This window comes from Salmonella sp. 32120201201600049SM, assembly GCF_017572835.1.
Classification (GTDB): Bacteria; Pseudomonadota; Gammaproteobacteria; order Enterobacterales; family Enterobacteriaceae; genus Salmonella; species Salmonella enterica.
In genome coordinates this window covers 134,430-155,189 of the sequence record NZ_JAGESA010000006.1, presented here as the reverse complement: position 1 = coordinate 155,189, position 20,760 = coordinate 134,430, and the positions used below count along the sequence as shown (strand labels likewise).

At 54.9% G+C, this 20,760-nt stretch carries 19 protein-coding genes; 12 read left to right on the top strand and 7 right to left on the bottom strand.

Annotated elements, in window-relative coordinates; translation table 11 throughout:
- Positions 1-19 precede the first annotated feature (19 nt).
- Together J4650_RS14655 and yiaJ are read right to left on the bottom strand one after the other, a co-directional pair.
- Entirely contained in the window at positions 20-493 is a 474-nt protein-coding gene (locus J4650_RS14655) for a 4Fe-4S dicluster domain-containing protein (RefSeq protein WP_001078811.1), read from the bottom strand.
- A 116-nt stretch (positions 494-609) separates the two neighbouring features.
- Positions 610-1,416, bottom strand: a complete 807-nt coding sequence (gene yiaJ, locus J4650_RS14650) for an IclR family transcriptional regulator YiaJ (protein ID WP_001748894.1) — start codon at positions 1,414-1,416, stop codon at positions 610-612.
- 229 nt (positions 1,417-1,645) lie between these two features.
- On the opposite strand from yiaJ, the gene yiaK reads away from it, so the two are divergent.
- From yiaK to araD, 10 genes are all read left to right on the top strand, one after another.
- A complete protein-coding gene (gene yiaK / locus J4650_RS14645; protein WP_000869012.1) occupies positions 1,646-2,644 on the top strand; it encodes a 3-dehydro-L-gulonate 2-dehydrogenase in 999 nt (332 codons plus the stop codon).
- Between the two features lie 11 nt (positions 2,645-2,655).
- A complete protein-coding gene (locus J4650_RS14640; RefSeq protein WP_000576102.1) occupies positions 2,656-3,120 on the top strand; it encodes a YhcH/YjgK/YiaL family protein in 465 nt (154 codons plus the stop codon).
- 23 nt (positions 3,121-3,143) lie between these two features.
- The gene (locus tag J4650_RS14635) at positions 3,144-4,085 is read left to right on the top strand and encodes a DUF4862 family protein (RefSeq protein ID WP_001748895.1); all 942 of its coding nucleotides are present in this window, start codon (positions 3,144-3,146) and stop codon (positions 4,083-4,085) included.
- A gap of 128 nt (positions 4,086-4,213) precedes the next feature.
- Positions 4,214-4,687: a 2,3-diketo-L-gulonate TRAP transporter small permease YiaM gene (yiaM, locus tag J4650_RS14630; protein WP_000832316.1), complete on the top strand. Its 474-nt coding sequence runs from the start codon at positions 4,214-4,216 to the stop codon at positions 4,685-4,687.
- Positions 4,688-4,689: 2 nt separating this feature from the next.
- Positions 4,690-5,967 carry a 2,3-diketo-L-gulonate TRAP transporter large permease YiaN gene (gene yiaN, locus J4650_RS14625; RefSeq protein ID WP_000301822.1) on the top strand — a complete coding sequence of 426 codons (1,278 nt, stop codon included), beginning with the start codon at positions 4,690-4,692 and terminating at the stop codon, positions 5,965-5,967.
- A gap of 11 nt (positions 5,968-5,978) precedes the next feature.
- Positions 5,979-6,965 (top strand): 2,3-diketo-L-gulonate TRAP transporter substrate-binding protein YiaO, encoded by a 987-nt coding sequence (gene yiaO, locus J4650_RS14620; RefSeq protein ID WP_000766337.1) that lies wholly within the window; start codon positions 5,979-5,981, stop codon positions 6,963-6,965.
- A 3-nt stretch (positions 6,966-6,968) separates the two neighbouring features.
- A complete protein-coding gene (locus J4650_RS14615) occupies positions 6,969-8,465 on the top strand; it encodes an FGGY-family carbohydrate kinase (protein WP_023993479.1) in 1,497 nt (498 codons plus the stop codon).
- Positions 8,462-9,124, top strand: coding sequence for a 3-keto-L-gulonate-6-phosphate decarboxylase UlaD (ulaD, locus tag J4650_RS14610; protein ID WP_000089527.1), 663 nt, complete (start codon positions 8,462-8,464; stop codon positions 9,122-9,124). Before J4650_RS14615 ends, ulaD begins: the two co-directional genes overlap by 4 nt.
- Entirely contained in the window at positions 9,117-9,977 is an 861-nt protein-coding gene (locus tag J4650_RS14605) for an L-ribulose-5-phosphate 3-epimerase (protein ID WP_023993478.1), read from the top strand. Before ulaD ends, J4650_RS14605 begins: the two co-directional genes overlap by 8 nt.
- On the top strand, positions 9,971-10,666 hold the full coding sequence (gene araD / locus J4650_RS14600; RefSeq protein ID WP_000893174.1) for an L-ribulose-5-phosphate 4-epimerase: 696 nt from the start codon (positions 9,971-9,973) through the stop codon (positions 10,664-10,666). Before J4650_RS14605 ends, araD begins: the two co-directional genes overlap by 7 nt.
- Before the next feature lie 160 nt (positions 10,667-10,826).
- On the opposite strand, the gene J4650_RS14595 is transcribed toward araD, so the two are convergent.
- A complete protein-coding gene (locus J4650_RS14595) occupies positions 10,827-11,642 on the bottom strand; it encodes a helix-turn-helix domain-containing protein (RefSeq protein ID WP_000891808.1) in 816 nt (271 codons plus the stop codon).
- A 263-nt stretch (positions 11,643-11,905) separates the two neighbouring features.
- Here J4650_RS14595 and J4650_RS14590 point away from each other — a divergent pair, with 263 nt between their 5' ends.
- Positions 11,906-13,861 (top strand): glycoside hydrolase family 127 protein, encoded by a 1,956-nt coding sequence (locus tag J4650_RS14590; protein ID WP_023993477.1) that lies wholly within the window; start codon positions 11,906-11,908, stop codon positions 13,859-13,861.
- A gap of 117 nt (positions 13,862-13,978) precedes the next feature.
- On the opposite strand, the gene aldB is transcribed toward J4650_RS14590, so the two are convergent.
- Positions 13,979-15,517: an aldehyde dehydrogenase AldB gene (gene aldB, locus J4650_RS14585; RefSeq protein WP_000183988.1), complete on the bottom strand. Its 1,539-nt coding sequence runs from the start codon at positions 15,515-15,517 to the stop codon at positions 13,979-13,981.
- Between the two features lie 168 nt (positions 15,518-15,685).
- Here aldB and J4650_RS14580 point away from each other — a divergent pair, with 168 nt between their 5' ends.
- A complete protein-coding gene (locus J4650_RS14580) occupies positions 15,686-16,567 on the top strand; it encodes an ROK family protein (RefSeq protein WP_001188273.1) in 882 nt (293 codons plus the stop codon).
- Positions 16,568-16,804: 237 nt separating this feature from the next.
- On the opposite strand, the gene selB is transcribed toward J4650_RS14580, so the two are convergent.
- The 3 genes from selB to J4650_RS14565 all read right to left on the bottom strand — a co-directional run bounded on the left by selB (position 16,805) and on the right by J4650_RS14565 (position 20,750).
- Complete coding sequence (gene selB, locus J4650_RS14575) at positions 16,805-18,655, bottom strand: selenocysteine-specific translation elongation factor (RefSeq protein ID WP_023993476.1); 1,851 nt, start codon at positions 18,653-18,655, stop codon at positions 16,805-16,807.
- Entirely contained in the window at positions 18,652-20,043 is a 1,392-nt protein-coding gene (gene selA, locus J4650_RS14570) for an L-seryl-tRNA(Sec) selenium transferase (RefSeq protein ID WP_000200188.1), read from the bottom strand. Before selA ends, selB begins: the two co-directional genes overlap by 4 nt.
- Positions 20,044-20,141: 98 nt before the next feature.
- Positions 20,142-20,750 (bottom strand): glutathione S-transferase, encoded by a 609-nt coding sequence (locus tag J4650_RS14565; protein ID WP_000766677.1) that lies wholly within the window; start codon positions 20,748-20,750, stop codon positions 20,142-20,144.
- Between the last annotated feature and the right edge of the window lie 10 nt (positions 20,751-20,760).

Sequence of the window (20,760 nt, the reverse complement as noted above, 5' to 3'; positions counted from 1 at the left end):
ATGCAGGCCGGAACGACGTTCAGAAAGGTTGAGAATAGAGGCGCTGGCGCTGCACGTGTGCTGCGTCAACGCACTGTAACGCACTGGTCGGGCAGGCTTCCACGCACGCCGGCCCCGCTTCCCGATGCCAGCAAAGATCGCATTTAATCGCCTGCGCGCCTGACGCGGACGCCACCACGGTCATCGCACCAAACGGGCAAGCCAGCATACAGCTTTTACAACCAATGCAGCGCGATGGCGTCACGAAGATATGCCCCCGATCACGGCGAATCGCCTGTACCGGGCAGACATTCGCGCACGGCGCGTCCTCACACTGATGGCAGACCGTGGCCGTGGTGAAGCAATCCTCTTTTATCACCCGGATACGCGGCACAAAGTCCGCCGTCGTCACCGCCGCGCTATTCTGCTGTTCCTGGTGCGACACCACGCAGGCGACCTCGCAGGTACGACACCCGATACACGCCGACGCATCCGCCATAATAAACCGGTTCATTGTTCTCCCCCTGCGTTAAAACGCCAGAATGCCAGAGAGCCATTCCCCGCCGCTTTGATCCCACTACGCAAACGGACAAATTTTGTCAGATGCCTGATAAAACCTGGCGAGCTGTCTTATTCGCGAACGGTAAATCCCAGCTCATTAGAGATAGCCTGTGCGGTTTCACGCAACGGTTTGAGCAGATTTTTCTCGCCGATCTGTTTTAGCCGTGACGTCGACAGTGAAATAGAAATGGCGTAAGGCACTCGATGGTGAATATCAAACACAGGCACAGCAATACAGGAAACGCCCAGTTCATTTTCTTCGCGATCCATCGCCATGCTGGTTTCACGAATTTGCGCCAGCTCATCGTACATTGCTGGTAAATCGGTAATGGTATTACGAGTCAGCGGCTGGATCTGTTCTTTATGGCTTTCCCAGTAAGACGCCACATAATCCGGCTGACCAAACGCCATATAAATTTTCCCCATCGCCGAGCAGTACAGCGGCATATGCTGGCCAATGTAGGCACGCGTGCGCAGCATACCGGTGGTCGGTTCCAGCTTATAAATCAGGATAGCGTGGTCATCTTCACGGCTGGAAAAATTCACCGTCTCGCCGGTGGTCAGGTTGAGCGCCTCAAGGTGCGGTGCCGCAACGTGGATGATATTCAGCGATGACAGGGCTTTTTGGCCGACGGCAATAAACTTTGTCGTCAGACGGTAGCTCCCGGCCGCCGGCGCTGGCGTCACATATCCGCAGGATTGAAGCCCCTGCAACAAACGATGGACGGTACTCTTGTTCAGCCCCGCCAGCTCCGACAGGTGCGCCAGCGGGCAACCGTTCGGGTAGTTACTCAAAATTTCTATCAACATCAGGCCACGAAACAGGCTCTGACTCCCCGCAGGCTTCTCTTTATCGTTGTCGTTGTTCTGGCTCATCAGAAAACTCTCTCCTTTCTTGGGCGATCAGATGGTAGCTCAAAGTGTGTTGCAGTTCACGATATCAGCATAAAAAACATAACCCGATGATTTTAATCATTTTTAAAAACCTTCTCTGGCGTTGCCATGTCAATTTTTGATCTATATATTTGGAACTAGATTTCGCATTATGAAATTTATCGACAAAAAAACATACTAAAATTTCTAACAATCGACCAGGAGAACAGGGATGAAAGTAACTTTCGAAGAGTTAAAAGGGGCCTTCTACCGCGTCTTGCGGTCGCGGAATATTGCGGAAGATACCGCCGACGAGTGCGCGGAAATGTTCGCTCGCACCACCGAGTCCGGTGTCTATTCCCACGGCGTGAACCGCTTTCCTCGCTTCATCCAGCAACTGGATAACGGCGACATTATTCCTGATGCTAAACCGCAGCGGGTTACCAGCCTCGGCGCCATCGAACAGTGGGATGCTCAGCGCGCTATCGGCAACCTGACGGCGAAAAAGATGATGGACCGGGCCATCGAGCTGGCTTCCGATCATGGTATTGGCCTGGTGGCGTTACGTAATGCTAACCACTGGATGCGCGGCGGCAGCTACGGCTGGCAGGCGGCGGAAAAAGGCTATATCGGCATTTGCTGGACCAACTCCATCGCCGTCATGCCGCCGTGGGGGGCGAAAGAGTGCCGTATCGGTACCAATCCGCTGATCGTCGCCATCCCGTCTACGCCGATCACGATGGTGGATATGTCGATGTCGATGTTCTCCTACGGAATGTTAGAAGTTAACCGTCTGGCGGGCCGCGAACTGCCGGTGGATGGCGGTTTCGACGATAACGGTCAGTTGACCAAAGAACCGGGCGTTATCGAGAAAAATCGCCGCATTTTACCAATGGGTTACTGGAAAGGATCTGGTCTGTCGATTGTGCTGGACATGATTGCCACCCTGCTTTCTAACGGTTCTTCCGTTGCCGAAGTGACCCAGGAAAACAGCGATGAGTATGGCGTCTCACAGATTTTCATCGCCATAGAAGTGGATAAGCTGATCGATGGCGCAACCCGCGATGCCAAACTGCAGCGGATTATGGATTTCATCACCACTGCTGAACGCGCCGACGACAACGTCGCGATTCGGCTGCCCGGCCACGAATTTACCAAATTGCTGGATGACAACCGCCGTCACGGTATCACCATTGACGACAGCGTCTGGGCCAAAATTCAGGCGCTGTAAGGAGCCACATCATGATTTTTGGACATATTGCGCAGCCTAATCCGTGCCGGCTACCGTCGGCCATAGAGCAGGCGCTCGATTTCCTGCGCAATACGGACTTTCGCACGCTGGAACCTGGCGTAGTGGAAATCGACGGCAAAAATATCTTCGCGCAGATTATCGATATGACCACCCGCGATGCTGCTGAAAATCGTCCGGAAGTCCATCGCCGCTATCTGGATATTCAGTTTCTGGCATGGGGCGAAGAGACAATTGGGGTTGCCATTGATACCGGTAATAATCAAATCAGCGAGTCATTATTAGAACAGCGCGATATTATTTTTTATCACGACAGTGAACATGAATCATTCATTGAAATGATACCGGGAAGTTATGCCCTGTTTTTCCCGCAGGATGTTCATCGTCCCGGTTGTAATAAAAGCATTGCTACGCCGATACGGAAAATAGTCGTAAAAGTCGCCATAGACGTTTTATAAAATAGAGTTTACTGGAGCACAAAATGAAAAATAATACCGGTTATATTATCGGTGCGTACCCTTGTGCACCCTCATTTCACCAGAAGAGTGAAGAGGAAGAGACGGAATTCTGGCGGCAACTCTCTGATACTCCGGATATCCGGGGGCTGGAGCAGCCTTGTCTTGAACATCTTCACCCGCTCGGCGACGAGTGGTTATTGCGCCATACACCAGGGAACTGGCAAATCGTGGTCACCGCGATAATGGAAACCATGCGTCGCCGTAGCGAAAACGGCGGTTTTGGATTAGCGTCCAGTGACGAGGAACAGCGTAAAGCCTGCGTGGAGTACTATCGTCATCTGCATCAGAAGATCAATAAAATCAATGGGAAAAATACCGGCAAAGTCATAGCCCTTGAGCTTCATGCCGCCCCGCTGGGGGGCAATCCGAACGTGGCGCAGGCAACCGACGCCTTTGCGCGCTCATTAAAAGAGATTGCCAACTGGGACTGGTCCTGCGACCTGGTGCTTGAACACTGCGACGCGATGACCGGCCCCGCACCGCGCAAAGGATTCTTACCGTTAGTAAACGTACTGGAAACTATTGCCGACTATGACATAAGCGTCTGCATTAACTGGGCGCGCTCGGCTATTGAAGGGCGGGATACCTCTCTACCGCTGATCCATACGCAGCAGGCCAAACAGGCTGGAAAACTCGGGGCGCTGATGTTCTCCGGTACAACGCTGGATGGAGAATACGGCGAATGGCAGGACCTCCATGCTCCGTTTGCACCTTTCTGTCCACAAAGCCTGATGACGGAGAAACATGTTCAAGAACTCATTACTGCCGCCGCTCCCGATCTGTTGCAGTTTACCGGTATTAAATTGTTGGAAATCAATGCCAGCGCCGATATTAATCACCGCATCAATATATTACGCGATGGTATTAACATGATGAAAAGGCCACACGCAGCTAACCTGAATTAAACATCATCACCTTAATTCTCGGCCTGCAACTCAACGTTGCGCCGACCTAATATAAACCAAACATAAGAAATTAAGTTCCACTATTCAGCATCGAAAGAAATAAGTTTCTATAACCTGATGGAGTCGTTATGAAGCGGGTACTTGAGGGCATACTTGCGGTATTAATTGCCGTACTTTCCTGCATTGTATTTATTAACGTTATTTTACGTTACGGTTTTGAGAGCAGTATTTTGTCGGTAGATGAACTATCACGTTATCTATTTGTATGGCTGACATTTATTGGCGCCATTGTTGCATTTATGGATAACGCTCACGTTCAGGTCACTTTTGTGGTGGAAAAACTTTCGCCAGCGAATCAGCGTCGTCTCTCGCTGCTGACACATTCGCTGATTTTATTGTTATGCCTCGCATTAGGCTGGGGCAGCCTGCAAAAAGCGTTGCAGGACTGGAGCGATCACTCGCCAATCCTCGGTTTACCGATCGGCCTGATGTATATCGCCTGTCTGCCCACAAGCGTTGCCATCGCGTTAATCGAGCTGCGTCGGCTTTATCACTTAATAACGCGTAACGATTCCTTTCAACAACCACAGCAAGGAGCCTAATCATGGCCGTGGTGATATTTCTCTGCTGCCTGCTCGGCGGGATCGCGATAGGTTTACCCATCGCCTGGTCGCTGCTGCTTTGCGGCGCTGCTCTGATGGCATACCTGGATATGTTTGACGTGCAGATTATGGCGCAAACCCTGGTTAACGGCGCGGACAGTTTCTCCCTGCTGGCTATTCCCTTTTTTGTTTTGGCCGGTGAAATCATGAACGCGGGCGGCCTGTCAAAGCGAATTGTCGACCTGCCGATGAAGCTGGTCGGCCATAAGCCCGGCGGCCTGGGCTACGTGGGCGTTATTGCGGCAATGATTATGGCCAGCCTTTCCGGCTCTGCGGTAGCAGATACCGCTGCGGTCGCCGCGCTGCTGGTGCCGATGATGCGCTCCGCAAACTACCCGATCAACCGCTCCGTTGGGTTAATCGCTTCCGGCGGGATCATTGCGCCAATTATTCCCCCCTCGATTCCTTTTATTATCTTCGGCGTTTCCAGCGGCTTGTCGATCAGCAAGCTGTTTATGGCCGGGATCGCACCGGGCATCATGATGGGCGCGGCGCTTATGCTCACCTGGTGGTGGCAGGCCGGGCGATTAAATCTCCCTTCTCAGCCTAAAGCAACACCGCGTGAAATCTGGCAATCATTGGTTTCAGGTATCTGGGCGCTGTTTTTACCGGTGATTATCATCGGCGGCTTCCGTTCCGGACTTTTCACGCCAACGGAGGCAGGGGCGGTCGCCGCGTTTTACGCCCTCTTTGTCGCCGTGGTTATCTATCGGGAATTAACGTTTTCCAGTCTCTACCACGTGCTGGTCAATGCCGCCAAAACGACGTCAGTCGTCATGTTTCTGGTGGCCGCGGCCCAGGTATCCGCCTGGCTGATTACGATCGCGGAATTACCCATGATGGTGTCAGATTTGCTGCAGCCGCTGGTCGACTCTCCGCGACTCTTATTTATCGTCATTATGATCTCAATTATGGTCGTCGGTATGGTGATGGATTTGACGCCAACGGTGTTAATTCTTACCCCTGTATTATTGCCATTAGTTAAAGAAGCCAATATTGACCCGATTTATTTCGGCGTCATGTTCATTATTAACTGCTCTATTGGATTAATCACACCGCCCGTTGGCAACGTCCTCAACGTTATTTCCGGGGTAGCAAAATTGAAATTTGATGACGCGGTAAGAGGCGTATTCCCTTACGTTGTCGTACTGATGTCACTGCTGGTTTTATTTATTTTTATTCCCGAGCTAATTATCACACCGCTTAAATGGATTAATTAAAGGATAATATTATGAAATTACACGTTATTGCTCGTTCATTATTGATAGCTGGTCTGACGGTTTTCAGCGTGTCGTCTCTGGCGGCGCAATCTTTACGTTTTGGTTATGAAACACCGCAAACTGACTCCCAACATATTGCCGCGAAAAAATTTAACGAACTATTAAAAGAAAAAACTAACGGCGAATTAACGCTAAAACTCTTTCCTGACAGCACATTAGGTAACGCCCAGGCAATGATCAGCGGGGTGCGCGGCGGAACCATTGATATGGAAATGTCCGGTTCGAACAATTTCACCGGCCTGGCCCCTGTATTCAACTTACTTGATGTCCCCTTCCTGTTTCGCGATACCGCGCATGCGCATAAAACGCTCGACGGTAAAGTCGGCGATGAACTGAAAAAATCACTCGATTCAAAAGGGTTAAAAGTCCTCGCCTACTGGGAAAACGGCTGGCGCGACGTCACCAACTCCCGCGCGCCGGTAAAAACGCCGGGCGATTTGAAAGGCTTAAAAATCCGCACTAACAACAGCCCAATGAATATCGCGGCCTTTAAAATCTTCGGCGCGAACCCTATTCCGATGCCATTCTCCGAAGTCTATACCGGCCTCGAAACCCGTACGATTGATGCCCAGGAACACCCTATCAACGTCGTGTGGTCAGCGAAATTCTATGAGGTACAGAAATACCTCTCCCTCACTCATCACGCCTATTCGCCTCTTCTGCTGGTGATCAATAAAGCCAAATTCGACGCTTTAAGCCCGCAGTTCCAGGAGGCACTGCTGAGTTCCGCCAAAGAAGCGGGTGACTATCAGCGCAAACTGGTCGCCGAAGATCAGCAAAAAATTATCGATGGCATGAAAGAAGCCGGAGTTGAAGTCCTGACCGATATCGACCGTAAAGCCTTCAGCGATGCGCTGGGCAGCCAGGTGCGCGATATGTTCCTGAAAGACAACCCGCAGGGCGCTGACCTCCTGAAAGCCGTGGACGAGGTGCAATAAGTCATGAGCAATTACTGGCTGGGGTTAGATTGTGGTGGGAGTTGGCTAAAAGCCGGGTTGTACGATGGCGCAGGCCGGGAAGTAGCGGTGCAACGCCTGCCGCTGCACGCTTTAAGCCCGCAGCCAGGCTGGGTTGAACGCGATATGACCGAACTGTGGCAACAGTGCGGCTCGGTCATCAGCAAACTGCTGGCGCACACGGGGGTGAGCGGCTCACAAATCCGCGGTCTGGGTATTTCCGCTCAGGGTAAGGGCCTGTTCCTGTTAGATAAAAGCGATCGGCCATTAGGTAAAGCGATACTCTCTTCCGACCGTCGCGCCATGGAAATTGTCCAGCGCTGGCAAAAAGAAGCGGTTCCGCAAAAACTCTACCCGCTGACCCGACAAACTCTATGGACCGGGCATCCGGTCTCCCTTTTACGCTGGGTAAAAGAGAATGAGCCGCAGCGCTACGCGCAGATAGGCTGCGTCATGATGACGCATGACTATCTGCGCTGGTGCTTAACCGGCGTGAAAGGCTGTGAGGAGAGCAACATCTCCGAGTCCAACCTCTACAACATGGCGACGGGCCAGTACGACCCGCTTCTGACCGAGTGGCTGGGCATCAGTGAAATCGACAGCGCGCTGCCCCCCGTGGTGGGTTCAGCCGAAATATGCGGGGAGATCACCGCTCAGGCAGCCGCCATCACCGGTCTGGCAGTGGGTACCCCCGTCGTCGGCGGCTTGTTTGATGTGGTTTCCACCGCCCTTTGCGCCGGTATTGAGGATGAATCGACCCTCAATGCGGTGATGGGTACCTGGGCCGTCACCAGCGGCATCGCTCACGGTCTGCGCGACCATGAGGCCCATCCTTACGTCTATGGCCGCTACGTCAATGACGGGCAGTATATCGTTCACGAAGCCAGCCCGACCTCCTCCGGCAACCTCGAATGGTTTACCGCCCAGTGGGGCGACCTCTCTTTTGACGAGATCAACCAGGCGGTCGCCAGCCTGCCGAAAGCCGGTAGCGACCTCTTTTTTCTGCCGTTTCTCTACGGCAGCAATGCCGGGCTGGAGATGACCTGCGGCTTTTACGGCATGCAGGCGCTGCACACCCGCGCCCACCTGCTGCAGGCGATTTATGAAGGCGTGGTCTTCAGCCATATGACCCACCTCAACCGCATGCGTGAACGCTTTACCGACGTTTGCGCCCTGCGCGTTACCGGCGGCCCGGCCCACTCCGACGTCTGGATGCAGATGCTGGCGGACGTCAGCGGTTTACGCATTGAGCTGCCGCAGGTGGAGGAGACCGGCTGCTTCGGCGCGGCGCTGGCTGCCCGCGTCGGCACCGGCGTATATCGCGATTTCCGCGAGGCCCAACGCGACCTGCAGCACCCGGTGCGCACGCTGCTGCCGGACATGACCGCGCACGCCCTCTACCAGCGCAAATACCGCCAATACCAAGATTTGATTGCCGCACTACAGGGCTATCACGCCCGTATTAAGGAGCACGCATTATGAGCCGACCATTACTGCAACTGGCGCTCGACCACACCAGTCTGGAAGCAGCCCAACGCGATGTTGCCCTGCTACAGGACCATGTCGATATCGTTGAGGCTGGCACTATCCTCTGTTTAACCGAAGGCCTTAGCGCGGTGAAAGCCCTGCGAGCGCAGTGCCCGGAAAAAATCATCGTCGCCGACTGGAAAGTGGCCGATGCCGGTGAAACCCTGGCGCAGCAGGCTTTTGGCGCTGGCGCCAACTGGATGACTATCATCTGCGCCGCGCCGCTCGCGACCGTCGAGAAAGGCCACGCCGTCGCGCAATCCTGCGGCGGTGAAATTCAAATGGAGCTGTTCGGCAACTGGACGCTGGACGACGCCCGAGACTGGTATCGCACCGGCGTGCGTCAGGCGATTTATCATCGCGGACGCGATGCGCAGGCCAGCGGGCAACAGTGGGGAGAAGCGGACCTGGCACGAATGAAGGCGTTGTCCGACATCGGCCTTGAACTATCGATTACCGGCGGCATTACCCCCGCCGATCTGCCGCTGTTCCGCGACATTAACGTTAAGGCATTTATCGCCGGACGTGCGCTGGCAGGTGCCGCCCATCCGGCGCAGGTCGCCGCCGAATTCCACGCCCAAATTGACGCCATTTGGGGAGAAAAGCATGCGTAATCATCCATTAGGTATTTACGAGAAAGCACTGGCGAAAGACCTCAGTTGGCCAGAGCGGCTGGTGCTGGCAAAAAGCTGCGGTTTTGATTTTGTCGAGATGTCGGTGGATGAAACCGACGAACGCCTTTCTCGCCTGGAGTGGACGCCAGCCCAACGCGCATCGCTGGTGAACGCGATGCTGGAAAGCGGCGTCGCTATCCCGTCAATGTGTCTCTCCGCCCATCGCCGTTTCCCTTTTGGCAGCCGCGACGAAGCGGTACGCCAGCGGGCGCGTGAAATCATGACCAAAGCCATTCGCCTGGCGCGCGACCTGGGGATCCGCACCATCCAGTTGGCAGGTTACGACGTCTATTACGAAGAGCACGACGAAGGCACCCAGCAACGTTTCGCCGAAGGGCTGGCGTGGGCGGTGGAACAGGCCGCAGCGGCGCAGGTGATGCTGGCGGTGGAGATCATGGATACCGCGTTTATGAACTCCATCAGCAAGTGGAAAAAGTGGGACGAGATGCTTTCGTCACCGTGGTTCACCGTTTATCCAGACGTCGGCAACCTCAGCGCCTGGGGGAACGACGTCACCGCCGAGCTGAAGCTGGGTATCGACCGTATCGCCGCTATCCACCTGAAAGACACGCTGCCGGTGACCGGTGACAGCCCCGGCCAGTTCCGCGACGTGCCGTTTGGCGAAGGATGCGTTGATTTTGTCGGCATCTTCAAAACGCTGCATGAGCTGAATTATCGCGGTTCATTTCTGATTGAGATGTGGACAGAGAAATCCAGTGAGCCGGTGCTGGAAATTATCCAGGCCCGCCGCTGGATTGAATCACGGATGCAGGAAGGAGGTTTCACATGTTAGAGCAACTGAAAGCCGAGGTGCTGGCGGCCAACCTGGCGCTTCCGGCGCACGGGCTGGTCACCTTTACCTGGGGCAACGTCAGCGCGGTCGATGAGACGCGCAAGCTGATGGTCATTAAGCCTTCCGGCGTCGAATATGAGGTGATGACCGCCGACGATATGGTGGTGGTAGAGATCGCCAGCGGTAAGGTCGTTGAAGGCAACAAAAAACCGTCGTCCGATACCGCGACCCATCTGGCGCTCTATCGCCGCTATCCGCAGATCGGCGGGATCGTGCATACCCATTCCCGCCATGCGACGATCTGGTCGCAGGCCGGGCTCGATCTGCCCGCCTGGGGCACCACCCACGCCGACTATTTCTATGGCGCAATCCCCTGTACCCGACTGATGACCGTTGAGGAAATTAACGGCGAGTACGAGTATCAGACCGGCGAGGTGATTATTAAAACCTTTGAAGAGCGCGGTCTGGATCCGGCGCAAATCCCGGCGGTATTGGTTCATTCGCACGGCCCGTTTGCCTGGGGTAAAAATGCCGCCGATGCCGTCCACAACGCCGTGGTGCTTGAGGAGTGTGCCTATATGGGGCTGTTCTCGCGCCAGCTGGCCCCGCAGCTACCGGATATGCAGCCGGAATTGCTCGATAAACATTATCTGCGTAAACACGGCGCGAATGCCTATTACGGGCAGTAATGCCGGCAGCCACAGCCTGTGTCAGATGGCGGCTGCGCCTTATCCGACCTACAAGATTTGCAATATCAATACGTTGTGATGAACTCTTGTAGGCCCGATAAGCAAAGCGCCATCGGGCATTCAGTTTGCAACCGCGTTGTCAGAGGGCCAAAGATTATACTCAAGAATTAACGTGTTCCTTACTGTAGCGCCGCTTCCAGGCGGTAGGCGTCAGGCCGGTGTGCTTGCGGAAGATCTGGCGAAAGTAACCAACGTCATTAAAACCGCACCGCTCCGCCACCTCTTTTAACGAACGCGCGTCGCTAATCAGCAACTTTTCCGCCTCGCGCACCCGCTGGCGGTGGATGGCTTCCGTTAGCGTAAGGTGAAATACCCGCCGATAAACACGTCCCAGATAATCCACATTGCAATGCAGTTCTTTCGCCAGAACCGAGCTGGAAAGCGGCAGGTGATAGTGCGTTCGAATCAGCTGCTGCACTTTCCAGGCCAGCGACACGCCAGCGGCCTCGGCGTTTTCATTCTGCCGGGCGTCAACGGTGAGCTGCTGCAAAATCAGCAGCACGATGAACTCCAGCGCCGGGCTGCGCTGGTGCTTTTCCTGCTCGTTCATAAACTGGCGAAAAAGCGCAATCAGCGCCTGCGGATCGGCAACCTGGGTATGCTGCGGCACGGAAAGATGCGTCAGCCAGCGCGGGTCGCTGTCCGGCGCTTTGACCTCAAAATGGAGCCAGTAAAATTTAAGATCGGCGGGAAACTCCTCAACGCCAATATGGCGGCGATGCGGCCAAAGCAACAGGCTTTCCCCGGCTTCGACACAGAAAACACATTCTTCTTCCTGAATTTTCAGGCAGCCTTTTTCCACAAATATAATTTCCCACGATTGCAGACGCCTGGCAGGATGACGCCCAATGCCGCGAGAAATAAATAATCCGCCGTTTTGGACTTTAATCGGTAATGTTATGGATAATTCGAGCATTAATATGTCATTTCCCGCTCATTCAGCACCGTATTTCATATTACCTTTTGATTATTAACTAAAAATAGTCATTTCACTCGATCCATCTCACATTTTTAAATACGGGTCGGAATCGTCATCTTTTTTTACTCTTTTATCGCCTTGTCGCTCACCGCTATCCGGGCAAAATGAATCAGGTCATAACGCGAAAATAAAAATTACTGCCATAAAATACCCCGTCAGCGAGGAATATCTATGACCTCTACAGCCTTAAGGAGCACGAAATGAACGTACTGGAAGTCGATCTGCATAAACTGACGGTCAGCGATCCGTTCCTCGGACAGTATCAACAACTGGTTCGCGATGTGGTTATTCCTTACCAGTGGGATGCGTTAAACGATCGTATTCCAGAGGCTGAACCCAGCCATGCCATTGAAAATTTCCGCATTGCCGCAGGCCAGCAGACGGGCGAATTTTACGGCATGGTCTTTCAGGACAGCGACGTGGCGAAATGGCTGGAAGCGGTTGCCTGGTCACTGTGCCAGAAGCCCGATCCCGCGCTTGAGAAAACCGCCGATGAGGTGATTGAACTGGTGGCCGCCGCGCAGTGTGACGATGGCTATCTCAATACGTACTTTACGGCAAAAGCCCCGCAAGAACGCTGGAGCAACCTGGCGGAGTGCCACGAGCTTTATTGCGCCGGGCATCTGATTGAAGCAGGCGTCGCCTTCTTTCAGGCCACCGGTAAGCGTCGGCTGCTAGACGTCGTTTGTCGCCTGGCCGATCATATCGACAGCACTTTCGGCCCTGGCGAAAATCAGCTGCACGGCTATCCGGGCCACCCGGAAATTGAGCTGGCGCTGATGCGTCTGTATGAGGTAACAGAGCAGCCGCGCTATATGATGCTGGCAAGCTACTTTATCGGACAGCGCGGCACCCAACCGCACTTCTACGACGAAGAGTACGAAAAACGCGGCCAAACCTCTTACTGGCATACCTACGGCCCGGCGTGGATGGTCAAAGACAAAGCCTACAGCCAGGCGCATCTGCCAATTTCGCAGCAGCAGACGGCCATTGGCCACGCGGTACGTTTTGTCTATCTGATGACTGGCGTGGCGCATCTCGCTCGCCTGAGCAACGATGAAGGCAAACGCCAGGACTGCCTGCGCCTGTGGAAAAATATGGCGCAGCGTCAGCTGTATATCACCGGCGGGATTGGCTCGCAGAGCAGCGGCGAAGCCTTTAGCAGCGATTACGATTTACCGAATGATTCGGTCTATGCGGAAAGCTGCGCTTCAATCGGCCTGATGATGTTCGCCCGCCGGATGCTGGAAATAGAAGCCGATAGCCAGTACGCCGACGTGATGGAGCGCGCGCTGTACAACACCGTCCTCGGTGGTATGGCGCTGGATGGCAAGCATTTCTTCTACGTCAACCCGCTGGAAGTGCATCCAAAATCGTTAAAATTCAACCATATTTACGATCACGTTAAGCCCATCCGCCAGCGCTGGTTTGGCTGCGCCTGCTGCCCGCCGAACATCGCCCGCGTGCTCACCTCTCTCGGTCACTACATCTACACGCCGCGTGCGGATGCGCTGTATATCAATATGTACGTGGGTAACAGCCTGGAAGTACCCGTTGAAAATGGCGCGCTCAAACTGCGGATTGGCGGGAACTACCCGTGGCATGAGCAGGTGAAGATTGCCATCGACTCTGTGCAGCCGGTACGTCACACGCTGGCGCTACGCCTGCCGGACTGGTGCCCTGAGGCAAAAGTGACGCTCAACGGGCTGGAAGTGGAACAGGATATTCGCAAAGGTTATCTGCATATCCGTCGGACCTGGCAGGAGGGCGATACGATAACCCTGACGCTGCCGATGCCGGTTCGCCGCGTGTATGGCAATCCGCTGGCGCGTCACGTCGCCGGTAAGGTCGCCATTCAGCGCGGGCCGCTGGTCTATTGCCTTGAGCAGGCCGATAACGGCGAAGAACTGCATAATCTGTGGCTACCGAAAGAGAGTGAGTTCCGGGTCTTTGAGGGCAAAGGGATTTTTGCGCATAAGATGCTGATTCAGGCTGAAGGCGAGAAGCAAAGCGCCCCAGATGCGCAGCATCAGGCGTTGTGGCACTACGATAACGCGCCGTCATCGCGCCAGCCGCAGACGCTAACGTTCATTCCGTGGTTTAGCTGGGCCAACCGTGGCGAGGGCGAAATGCGGATTTGGGTTAACGAGCGGTAATACTGTGCCGGATGGCGGCTGCGCCTTATCCGGCCTACAAGATTTGCAATATCAGTATATTGCGATGAATTTTTGTAGGCCCGATAAGCGCAGCGCCATCGGGCATTACCTCTTACGTCAGAACAGCCCCAGCGGCTTATCGGAATAGCTCACCAGCAGGCACTTGGTTTGCTGGTAGTGTTCCAGCATCATCTTATGGGTTTCGCGCCCGATGCCCGACTGCTTATAGCCGCCGAACGCCGCATGTGCCGGATAGGCGTGATAGCAGTTGGTCCATACGCGCCCGGCCTGAATGCCGCGCCCCATCTTATAGGCCAGATTGCCGTTGCGGCTCCAGACGCCAGCGCCCAGGCCATACTGCGTATCGTTAGCGATTTCCAGCGCCTCCTCCATGGTTTTAAAGGTGGTTACCGCCAGCACCGGGCCAAAGATCTCCTCCTGAAAGACGCGCATATTATTCTTACCAAACAGAATGGTAGGCTCAAGGTAATAGCCCTCTTTAAGTTCGCCATCCAGTTCCTTGCGTCGCCCACCGGTCAGAATATCGGCCCCCTCTTTTTTACCGATATCGATATAATTGAGGATAGTCTCAAGCTGGCCGTGAGAGACCTGCGCCCCCATCTGTGTACCGCTATCTAGCGGGTTCCCGCTGCGAATGCTCTCTACCCGGCGAATAGCGCGCTCCATAAAGCGCTCATAGATGGACTCCTGGACCAGCGCACGGCTTGGACAGGTACACACCTCGCCCTGGTTAAAGGCAAACAGGGCAAATCCCTCCAGCGCTTTATCAAAGAACGCATCTTCCTCATCCATCACGTCAGCAAAGAAGATATTGGGCGACTTGCCGCCTAACTCCAGCGTCACTGGAATAATATTCTGCGTGGCGTACTGCATGATCTGTTGACCCACTTCCGTCGAACCGGTAAACGCCACCTTCGCGATACGTTTCGAGGTCGCCAGATATTCGCCAATCTCGCCGCCCGCGCCGTTCACGACGTTGACGACGCCCGGCGGTAACAGATCGCCAATGACTTCCATTAACAGCAGAACGGAAAGCGGCGTCAGGCGTGCCGGTTTAAGCACCACGCAGTTACCCGCCGCCAGCGCTGGCGCCATTTTCCAGCTTGCCATCAACAACGGAAAGTTCCACGGGATTATCTGCCCCACGACGCCAAGCGGTTCGTGAAAATGGTAGGCCACGGTTTCGCTATCAACTTCGCTAATCCCGCCCTCCTGCGCACGTATACAGGAGGCGAAATAGCGGAAATGATCGATCGCCAGCGGTACGTCGGCGGCACTGGTTTCACGAATCGGTTTACCGTTATCCCAGGTTTCCGCTGTCGCCAACAGTTCGAGGTTTTGTTCCATCCGATCGGCGATCTTAAACAAGATAGCGGCACGGTCTTGTACTGACGTATGCGCCCACTTATCTTTCGCCTTATGCGCGGCGTCGAGCGCTAAATCGATATCTTTTTTACCGGAGGAAGCGACTTCACATAGCGGCTGGCCGGTCACTGGCGTCAGGTTTTGATAATATTCGCCGTCGGCGGGCGCAACCCAGTCACCGCCAATAAAATTGTCATAGCGGGCTTTTAACTTCAGTGGGTACCCGTATTCACCTGGCTGAATACGTGTTGAAGGGGGATTGTTCGTCATGACCAACTCCTTATTGTAAAGGTACTCCACAAGGGTAGACGGTGCTGGTGAATTTTTCGCCAATGATTTCCCGCTTTACGACAGCAATCACGAATTACTTTCCTTTACGTTTCTCCGTCTGGTTTTAGCCATACTAAACAGGTGCCTGTTTAACGTACGGAGAACACTATGCAGCAATATATCGGTATTGATGTGGGAGGAACTCACGTCAAATATGGCGTGATTAACAGTGACGGCGAAGAATTAACCCATCATCAATTCGATACGCCAGAGGACGCCTCCACGTTTACCCGCAAATGGCAGGATGTGGTGGCGCGTTGCCAACAGGACTATGACATTGCGGCAATCGGGGTTAGTTTCCCCGGCCATATTAATCCCCATAACGGTCATGCGGCAAAAGCGGGCGCGCTGGCTTACCTGGATGACGTCAACCTGATGGAGTTGTTCAGCGGGCTGACCGATCTGCCGCTGGTCGTGGAGAACGACGCGAACTGTGCGGCGCTGGGCGAAATGTGGCGAGGCGCCGGGCAGCATTATGAAAACATGGTCTGTATCACCATTGGAACCGGCATTGGCGGCGGTATTATCGTCGGACGAGAACTGTATCGCGGCGCACATTTCCACGCCGGTGAATTCGGCGTCATGCCGGTCGGGAATAATGGCGAAAGTATGCATAAAATCGCGTCAACCAGCGGATTAATGGCGTCGTGCCGCCAGGCGCTGGCGCTGCCTGCCGAAGAGATGCCGCCTGCGGATGTGATCTTCGAACGAATGGCGACCGATGTTCATCTGCGTGAGGCGGTCAATGACTGGGCGCGTTATCTGTCACGCGGCGTTTACAGCGTGATCTCTATGTTTGATCCGGGCGTGGTGCTGATCGGCGGAGGAATAAGCGAACAGGAAAAGCTCTACCCGCTCCTGACGCGGCATCTTGAAACGTTTGAAATGTGGGAGGCGCTCCAGGTGCCGATTCAGCCCTGCCAACTGGGAAATCAGGCGGGCAGGCTGGGCGCCGTCTGGCTGGCGCAGCAAAAGCTCGCCCGAAGCTAACGAGTTACGCCTTATCCGGCCTGCATCGTCTACGCAGGCCCGGTAAGCGTCCGCGCCACCGGGCAAAGGCGTTACATCAAATTTCCACAATCTCATCGTGAGTCGCCTGACTAAGGCGCAAAGAATATGGGCAAAACTATTCTGATAATAGGCTCACGCTGGCTATTTTAAGAAGCCAGAAAAATAAAAAGCAACGCAATAATTGTATTGCTTCATTTGTTATTTAATTTAACCATTTCATTCTTTTTGCGGAAATAATAACGCATCACGTAATAAATGATCATTCCCACGACGTCGTGTAAATCCAATCCGGTCAAAATATTCAAGGATCTGAATGGCCAGCTTCCGCCCTACATTCAGCCTGTCGCGAAAATCCGCCGCACAGGTTGATCCTCTCTCTTGATCCAGCTCGCGGATCATATTGGCGAAAGCGACAATCCGCTCGTTACGATAGTACCGATCTTTTACGATCGCGGTAATGATGCCTTGCTGTGCCGCCTGCCGCAGCACCAGCCGCATCAATTGTTCTTCCGTTCCGGTCTCTTTCGCCAGATCGCGTACCCACCAGGGCTCATCGCCAAATAGCGGTTCGACTTTTTGCCAGACGGCCTGCTGCTCATCGCTAAATCCTGCTTTATGATCCGGCAGATGCAACCAACCGTGATGGCTATGAATCAGGCCGTCGTCGCGCATCCGCTCGATCAGCATCAGGACCAGCGCTTCATCCTCCATTGGCAGGGCCATGCGGCGTAAACGCTCGCGTCCCGGCCCCGGTTCATCGCGGTGCTGTTCGTGGTAGGTCGCCAGCGTATCAAGAATCTTACGCTGCCAGCGGGCGGCGACGGGCGCGCTTAACAGATTGTCTCCGGCTTGGATAAAACCATGTTGCTCAATAAGCTGACGCATACCGAGAGGATTAAGCTGACGCGCCCAACCGAAATCCGGCAGGTTGACGGCGCCGCGTTCCAGATGAATGGCCAACGCCGCGCTATCGTCCTGCGCGGCGGCAAGCGTTGAAAGCCAGTGCAAATAATCTGGCTTACGTTTACCGCGACGCGGCGCCTTAAGCGTCACCACGCGTGCGCCGGCAAGGGTGGCACGTGCGGAAATATCACGCAGCACCAGTCTGTCATTATCGGCCAGCCACAACGGCGTATCAAAGATCAGCTCGGCCAGCCCGCCTTCCAGCAAAGAGACGCGACCGGTCACATGGCTGGCGGCATGGTGAATATGTAGCGGCTGCCATTGGGAAAGCGGCGCATGAAGCGCCAGAGAAACGATCACCCGGGAAAAAGCCTCCCCCACCGGCGCATCCGAAAGCAGCCAGTCGCCGCGGTTAAGCTGCTCCTTCTCCGCATCGCCCGCAATATTGAGCGCAATACGTTGCCCGGCATACGCATGGTCGGTGGGCTGATTTTGCGCGTGTAGACTTCGTACGCGCATCGGCGTATTAACGCCGGTCAACCATAGCGTATCGCCCACGTTTACCTCTCCGCTCAGCGCCGTTCCGGTCACCACCAGTCCCGCCCCTTTCACCGTAAACGCACGGTCGATAGCCAGACGGAAACGATGCTGCGCGGCGTGCAAACGTGCAGGAAGCTGCTGTAAATGAGCGCGAAGTTCTGCAATACCGCGTCCTTCATTGGCGGCGGTGACAAATACAACGGTATCGGCGAAGCCATAGTTGTCGAGCGCCGCCAGTACCTCTTCACGTACTTCACCGATACGCGCCTCATCCACGCGATCGGCTTTGGTCAGCGCGACGGTGAGCTGGAGATTGCCCGTCAGTTGCAGGATCTGTAAATGCTCGCGCGTTTGCGCCATGACGCCGTCATCACAGGCGACCACCAGCAAAGCGTGATCAATACCGCCTACGCCCGCCAGCATGTTAGAGAGGAATTTTTCATGTCCAGGCACATCAATAAAGCCCAGCACACGACCATCCGGCTGCGGCCAATAGGCGTAACCCAGATCGATAGTCATCCCGCGTTTTTTCTCTTCCGGCAGGCGATCGGCATTGACTCCGGTAATCGCCTGGAGCAACGTCGTTTTACCGTGGTCTACGTGTCCGGCAGTTGCAATAATCATTTCAGCATCATCTCCATAAACCGGCTTTCGTCTTCAAGACAGCGCATATCCAGCCATAAACGGCCATCATAAATTCGGCCAATGACCGGTACAGGCAGCGTGCGCCAGCGGGCCGCCAGTGCCTCCAGCCGACTACCGCGCCCGTCGTGCGGGGTAAAGGTCATGGCGGCGCTGGGAAGGCGGTCTACTGGTAATGAACCGCTGCCGATTTGCGACAGGCAGGGTTTAACCTCCAGCGCAAATTCATCGCCGTAACGTGCCGCCAGCCGCGCCTGTAACCGCTGCGCTTGTTCGCGAATCGACGCTTCACTGCGAGTTAATAGACGCAGGGTGGGTAATTTCTCCGCCAACGCTTCCGGGTGCAGATACAGACGTAACGTTGCCTCCAGCGCCGCCAGCGTCATTTTATCAGCGCGCAGAGCGCGTTTCAGCGGATGGCTTTGCAGTTGGGCAATCATCGCTTTTTTGCCGACGATAATCCCGGCCTGCGGCCCGCCCAGCAACTTATCGCCGGAGAAGCTTACCAGGCTGACGCCTGCGGCAATGAGCTGCTGCGGCATCGGCTCTTTGGGTAAGCCATATTGACTTAAATCCACCAGCGAACCGCTGCCCAGATCCGCCACCACCGGAATATCCAGCTCTCGCCCGATTTCCGCCAGTTCCGCTTCCTCTACCGTTTTGGTAAAGCCCTCAATGCTGTAATTACTGGTATGCACCTTCATCAACAGCCCGGTATTTTCATTTACCGCCTGACGGTAATCTTTCGCGTGCGTCCGGTTGGTGGTGCCCACTTCATGCAGCGTACAGCCCGCCTGGCGCATAACATCCGGAATACGAAACGCGCCGCCGATTTCGACCAGCTCGCCACGCGAAACTACCACCTCTTTGCCGCTGGCGGTCGCCGCCAACATCAGCAATACCGCCGCCGCATTGTTATTGACGATACAGGCGTCCTCCGCCCCGGTGATTCGGCATAACAGCGTCGCCAGCGCCCGGTCGCGATGCCCCCGCCCGGCGCCATCCAAATCGTATTCCAGCGTCACCGGCGCGCGCATCGCCTGAGTTACCGCCTCAATCGCTTCTTGCGCCTGCAATGCGCGGCCAAGATTGGTGTGCAGCACTGTCCCCGTCAGGTTAATCACCGGGCGCAGCGCGCTTTGCGCCGCATTTTCCAGCCGGAGTTTCGCCTCTTGCGCCCAGTCTGCGTACCAGTCGGGAAGCGTCTGCGTATTCCGGATGACGTCGCGCGCGTCGTCAAGCATCCGCCTAAGCAGATCAACCACCTGGGTATGGCCATACCGATCGCGCAGAGAAAGAAAAGCGCTATCGTGCAATAAGCGATCGATAGCAGGAAGCTGGCTGTAGAGTGTACGCGTTTCGCTTGTCATGAAAATGCCTGGCTGTTGGTGGCCCTCTCCTGGCGGGAGAGGGATATCGACATAAGGGGGATTGTAACGTGAGTTTGCTCAGGCGGACATAATGCGCGTCAAGCCTTTGGCGCTTCGGTGCGGGCAAAGCTTTCGCGTTGAAAAAGCGTTTCGACCAGTTTGACCAGGTGGGGGCGGCTAACACACCAGCCAGGCGCGACCCGGCGGAAGTTGAGATAGCCTACCGCACAGGCAATCGCGATAGTCGCCAGATTGACCGTATCCGTTTTTAGCGTCCCGTCGCTCAGATAACTTTCGAGCATATCCAGGCTGCGGTTGATTTTTTCCCGCTGGCGCAGCAGTTCCGTTTCCGATTGTTGCGCCGCCGGACGCGCCTGTTCGCGTACAGAAACCAACGCTGCATCCATAATGCCGTCAGCCAACGCTTCAAGCTGGCGAACTTTAAGCGCTGCCATCGGGTCACGCGGGAGCATCGCTGGCGCGATATCCAGCAGTTCAATATATTCCGCGATGATCGGCGAATCGAACCAATACTCGCCCGCATCGGTGACCAACGCGGGTACTTTACCTAACGGGTTATAGCGCGCCACCCCGCTATCCGCGTTGTAGGGAAGTTCATTCACAAATTCGAAGGTGATGCCCTTTTCCAGTAACAGAATCGAAATTTTACGCACAAAAGGGCTGGTATAGCTGCCAATGAGTTTCATGCCGGGTCCT

Excerpts from the sequence above, each read along its gene's own strand:
- J4650_RS14655 (WP_001078811.1), bottom strand. The coding sequence starts at position 493 with ATGAACCGGTTTATTATGGCGGATGCGTCGGCGTGTATCGGGTGTCGT.
- yiaJ (WP_001748894.1), bottom strand. The coding sequence starts at position 1,416 with ATGAGCCAGAACAACGACAACGATAAAGAGAAGCCTGCGGGGAGTCAG.
- yiaK (WP_000869012.1), top strand. The coding sequence starts at position 1,646 with ATGAAAGTAACTTTCGAAGAGTTAAAAGGGGCCTTCTACCGCGTCTTG.
- J4650_RS14640 (WP_000576102.1), top strand. The coding sequence starts at position 2,656 with ATGATTTTTGGACATATTGCGCAGCCTAATCCGTGCCGGCTACCGTCG.
- J4650_RS14635 (WP_001748895.1), top strand. The coding sequence starts at position 3,144 with ATGAAAAATAATACCGGTTATATTATCGGTGCGTACCCTTGTGCACCC.
- yiaM (WP_000832316.1), top strand. The coding sequence starts at position 4,214 with ATGAAGCGGGTACTTGAGGGCATACTTGCGGTATTAATTGCCGTACTT.
- yiaN (WP_000301822.1), top strand. The coding sequence starts at position 4,690 with ATGGCCGTGGTGATATTTCTCTGCTGCCTGCTCGGCGGGATCGCGATA.
- yiaO (WP_000766337.1), top strand. The coding sequence starts at position 5,979 with ATGAAATTACACGTTATTGCTCGTTCATTATTGATAGCTGGTCTGACG.
- J4650_RS14615 (WP_023993479.1), top strand. The coding sequence starts at position 6,969 with ATGAGCAATTACTGGCTGGGGTTAGATTGTGGTGGGAGTTGGCTAAAA.
- ulaD (WP_000089527.1), top strand. The coding sequence starts at position 8,462 with ATGAGCCGACCATTACTGCAACTGGCGCTCGACCACACCAGTCTGGAA.
- J4650_RS14605 (WP_023993478.1), top strand. The coding sequence starts at position 9,117 with ATGCGTAATCATCCATTAGGTATTTACGAGAAAGCACTGGCGAAAGAC.
- araD (WP_000893174.1), top strand. The coding sequence starts at position 9,971 with ATGTTAGAGCAACTGAAAGCCGAGGTGCTGGCGGCCAACCTGGCGCTT.
- J4650_RS14595 (WP_000891808.1), bottom strand. The coding sequence starts at position 11,642 with ATGCTCGAATTATCCATAACATTACCGATTAAAGTCCAAAACGGCGGA.
- J4650_RS14590 (WP_023993477.1), top strand. The coding sequence starts at position 11,906 with ATGAACGTACTGGAAGTCGATCTGCATAAACTGACGGTCAGCGATCCG.
- aldB (WP_000183988.1), bottom strand. The coding sequence starts at position 15,517 with ATGACGAACAATCCCCCTTCAACACGTATTCAGCCAGGTGAATACGGG.
- J4650_RS14580 (WP_001188273.1), top strand. The coding sequence starts at position 15,686 with ATGCAGCAATATATCGGTATTGATGTGGGAGGAACTCACGTCAAATAT.
- selB (WP_023993476.1), bottom strand. The coding sequence starts at position 18,655 with ATGATTATTGCAACTGCCGGACACGTAGACCACGGTAAAACGACGTTG.
- selA (WP_000200188.1), bottom strand. The coding sequence starts at position 20,043 with ATGACAAGCGAAACGCGTACACTCTACAGCCAGCTTCCTGCTATCGAT.
- J4650_RS14565 (WP_000766677.1), bottom strand. The coding sequence starts at position 20,750 with ATGAAACTCATTGGCAGCTATACCAGCCCTTTTGTGCGTAAAATTTCG.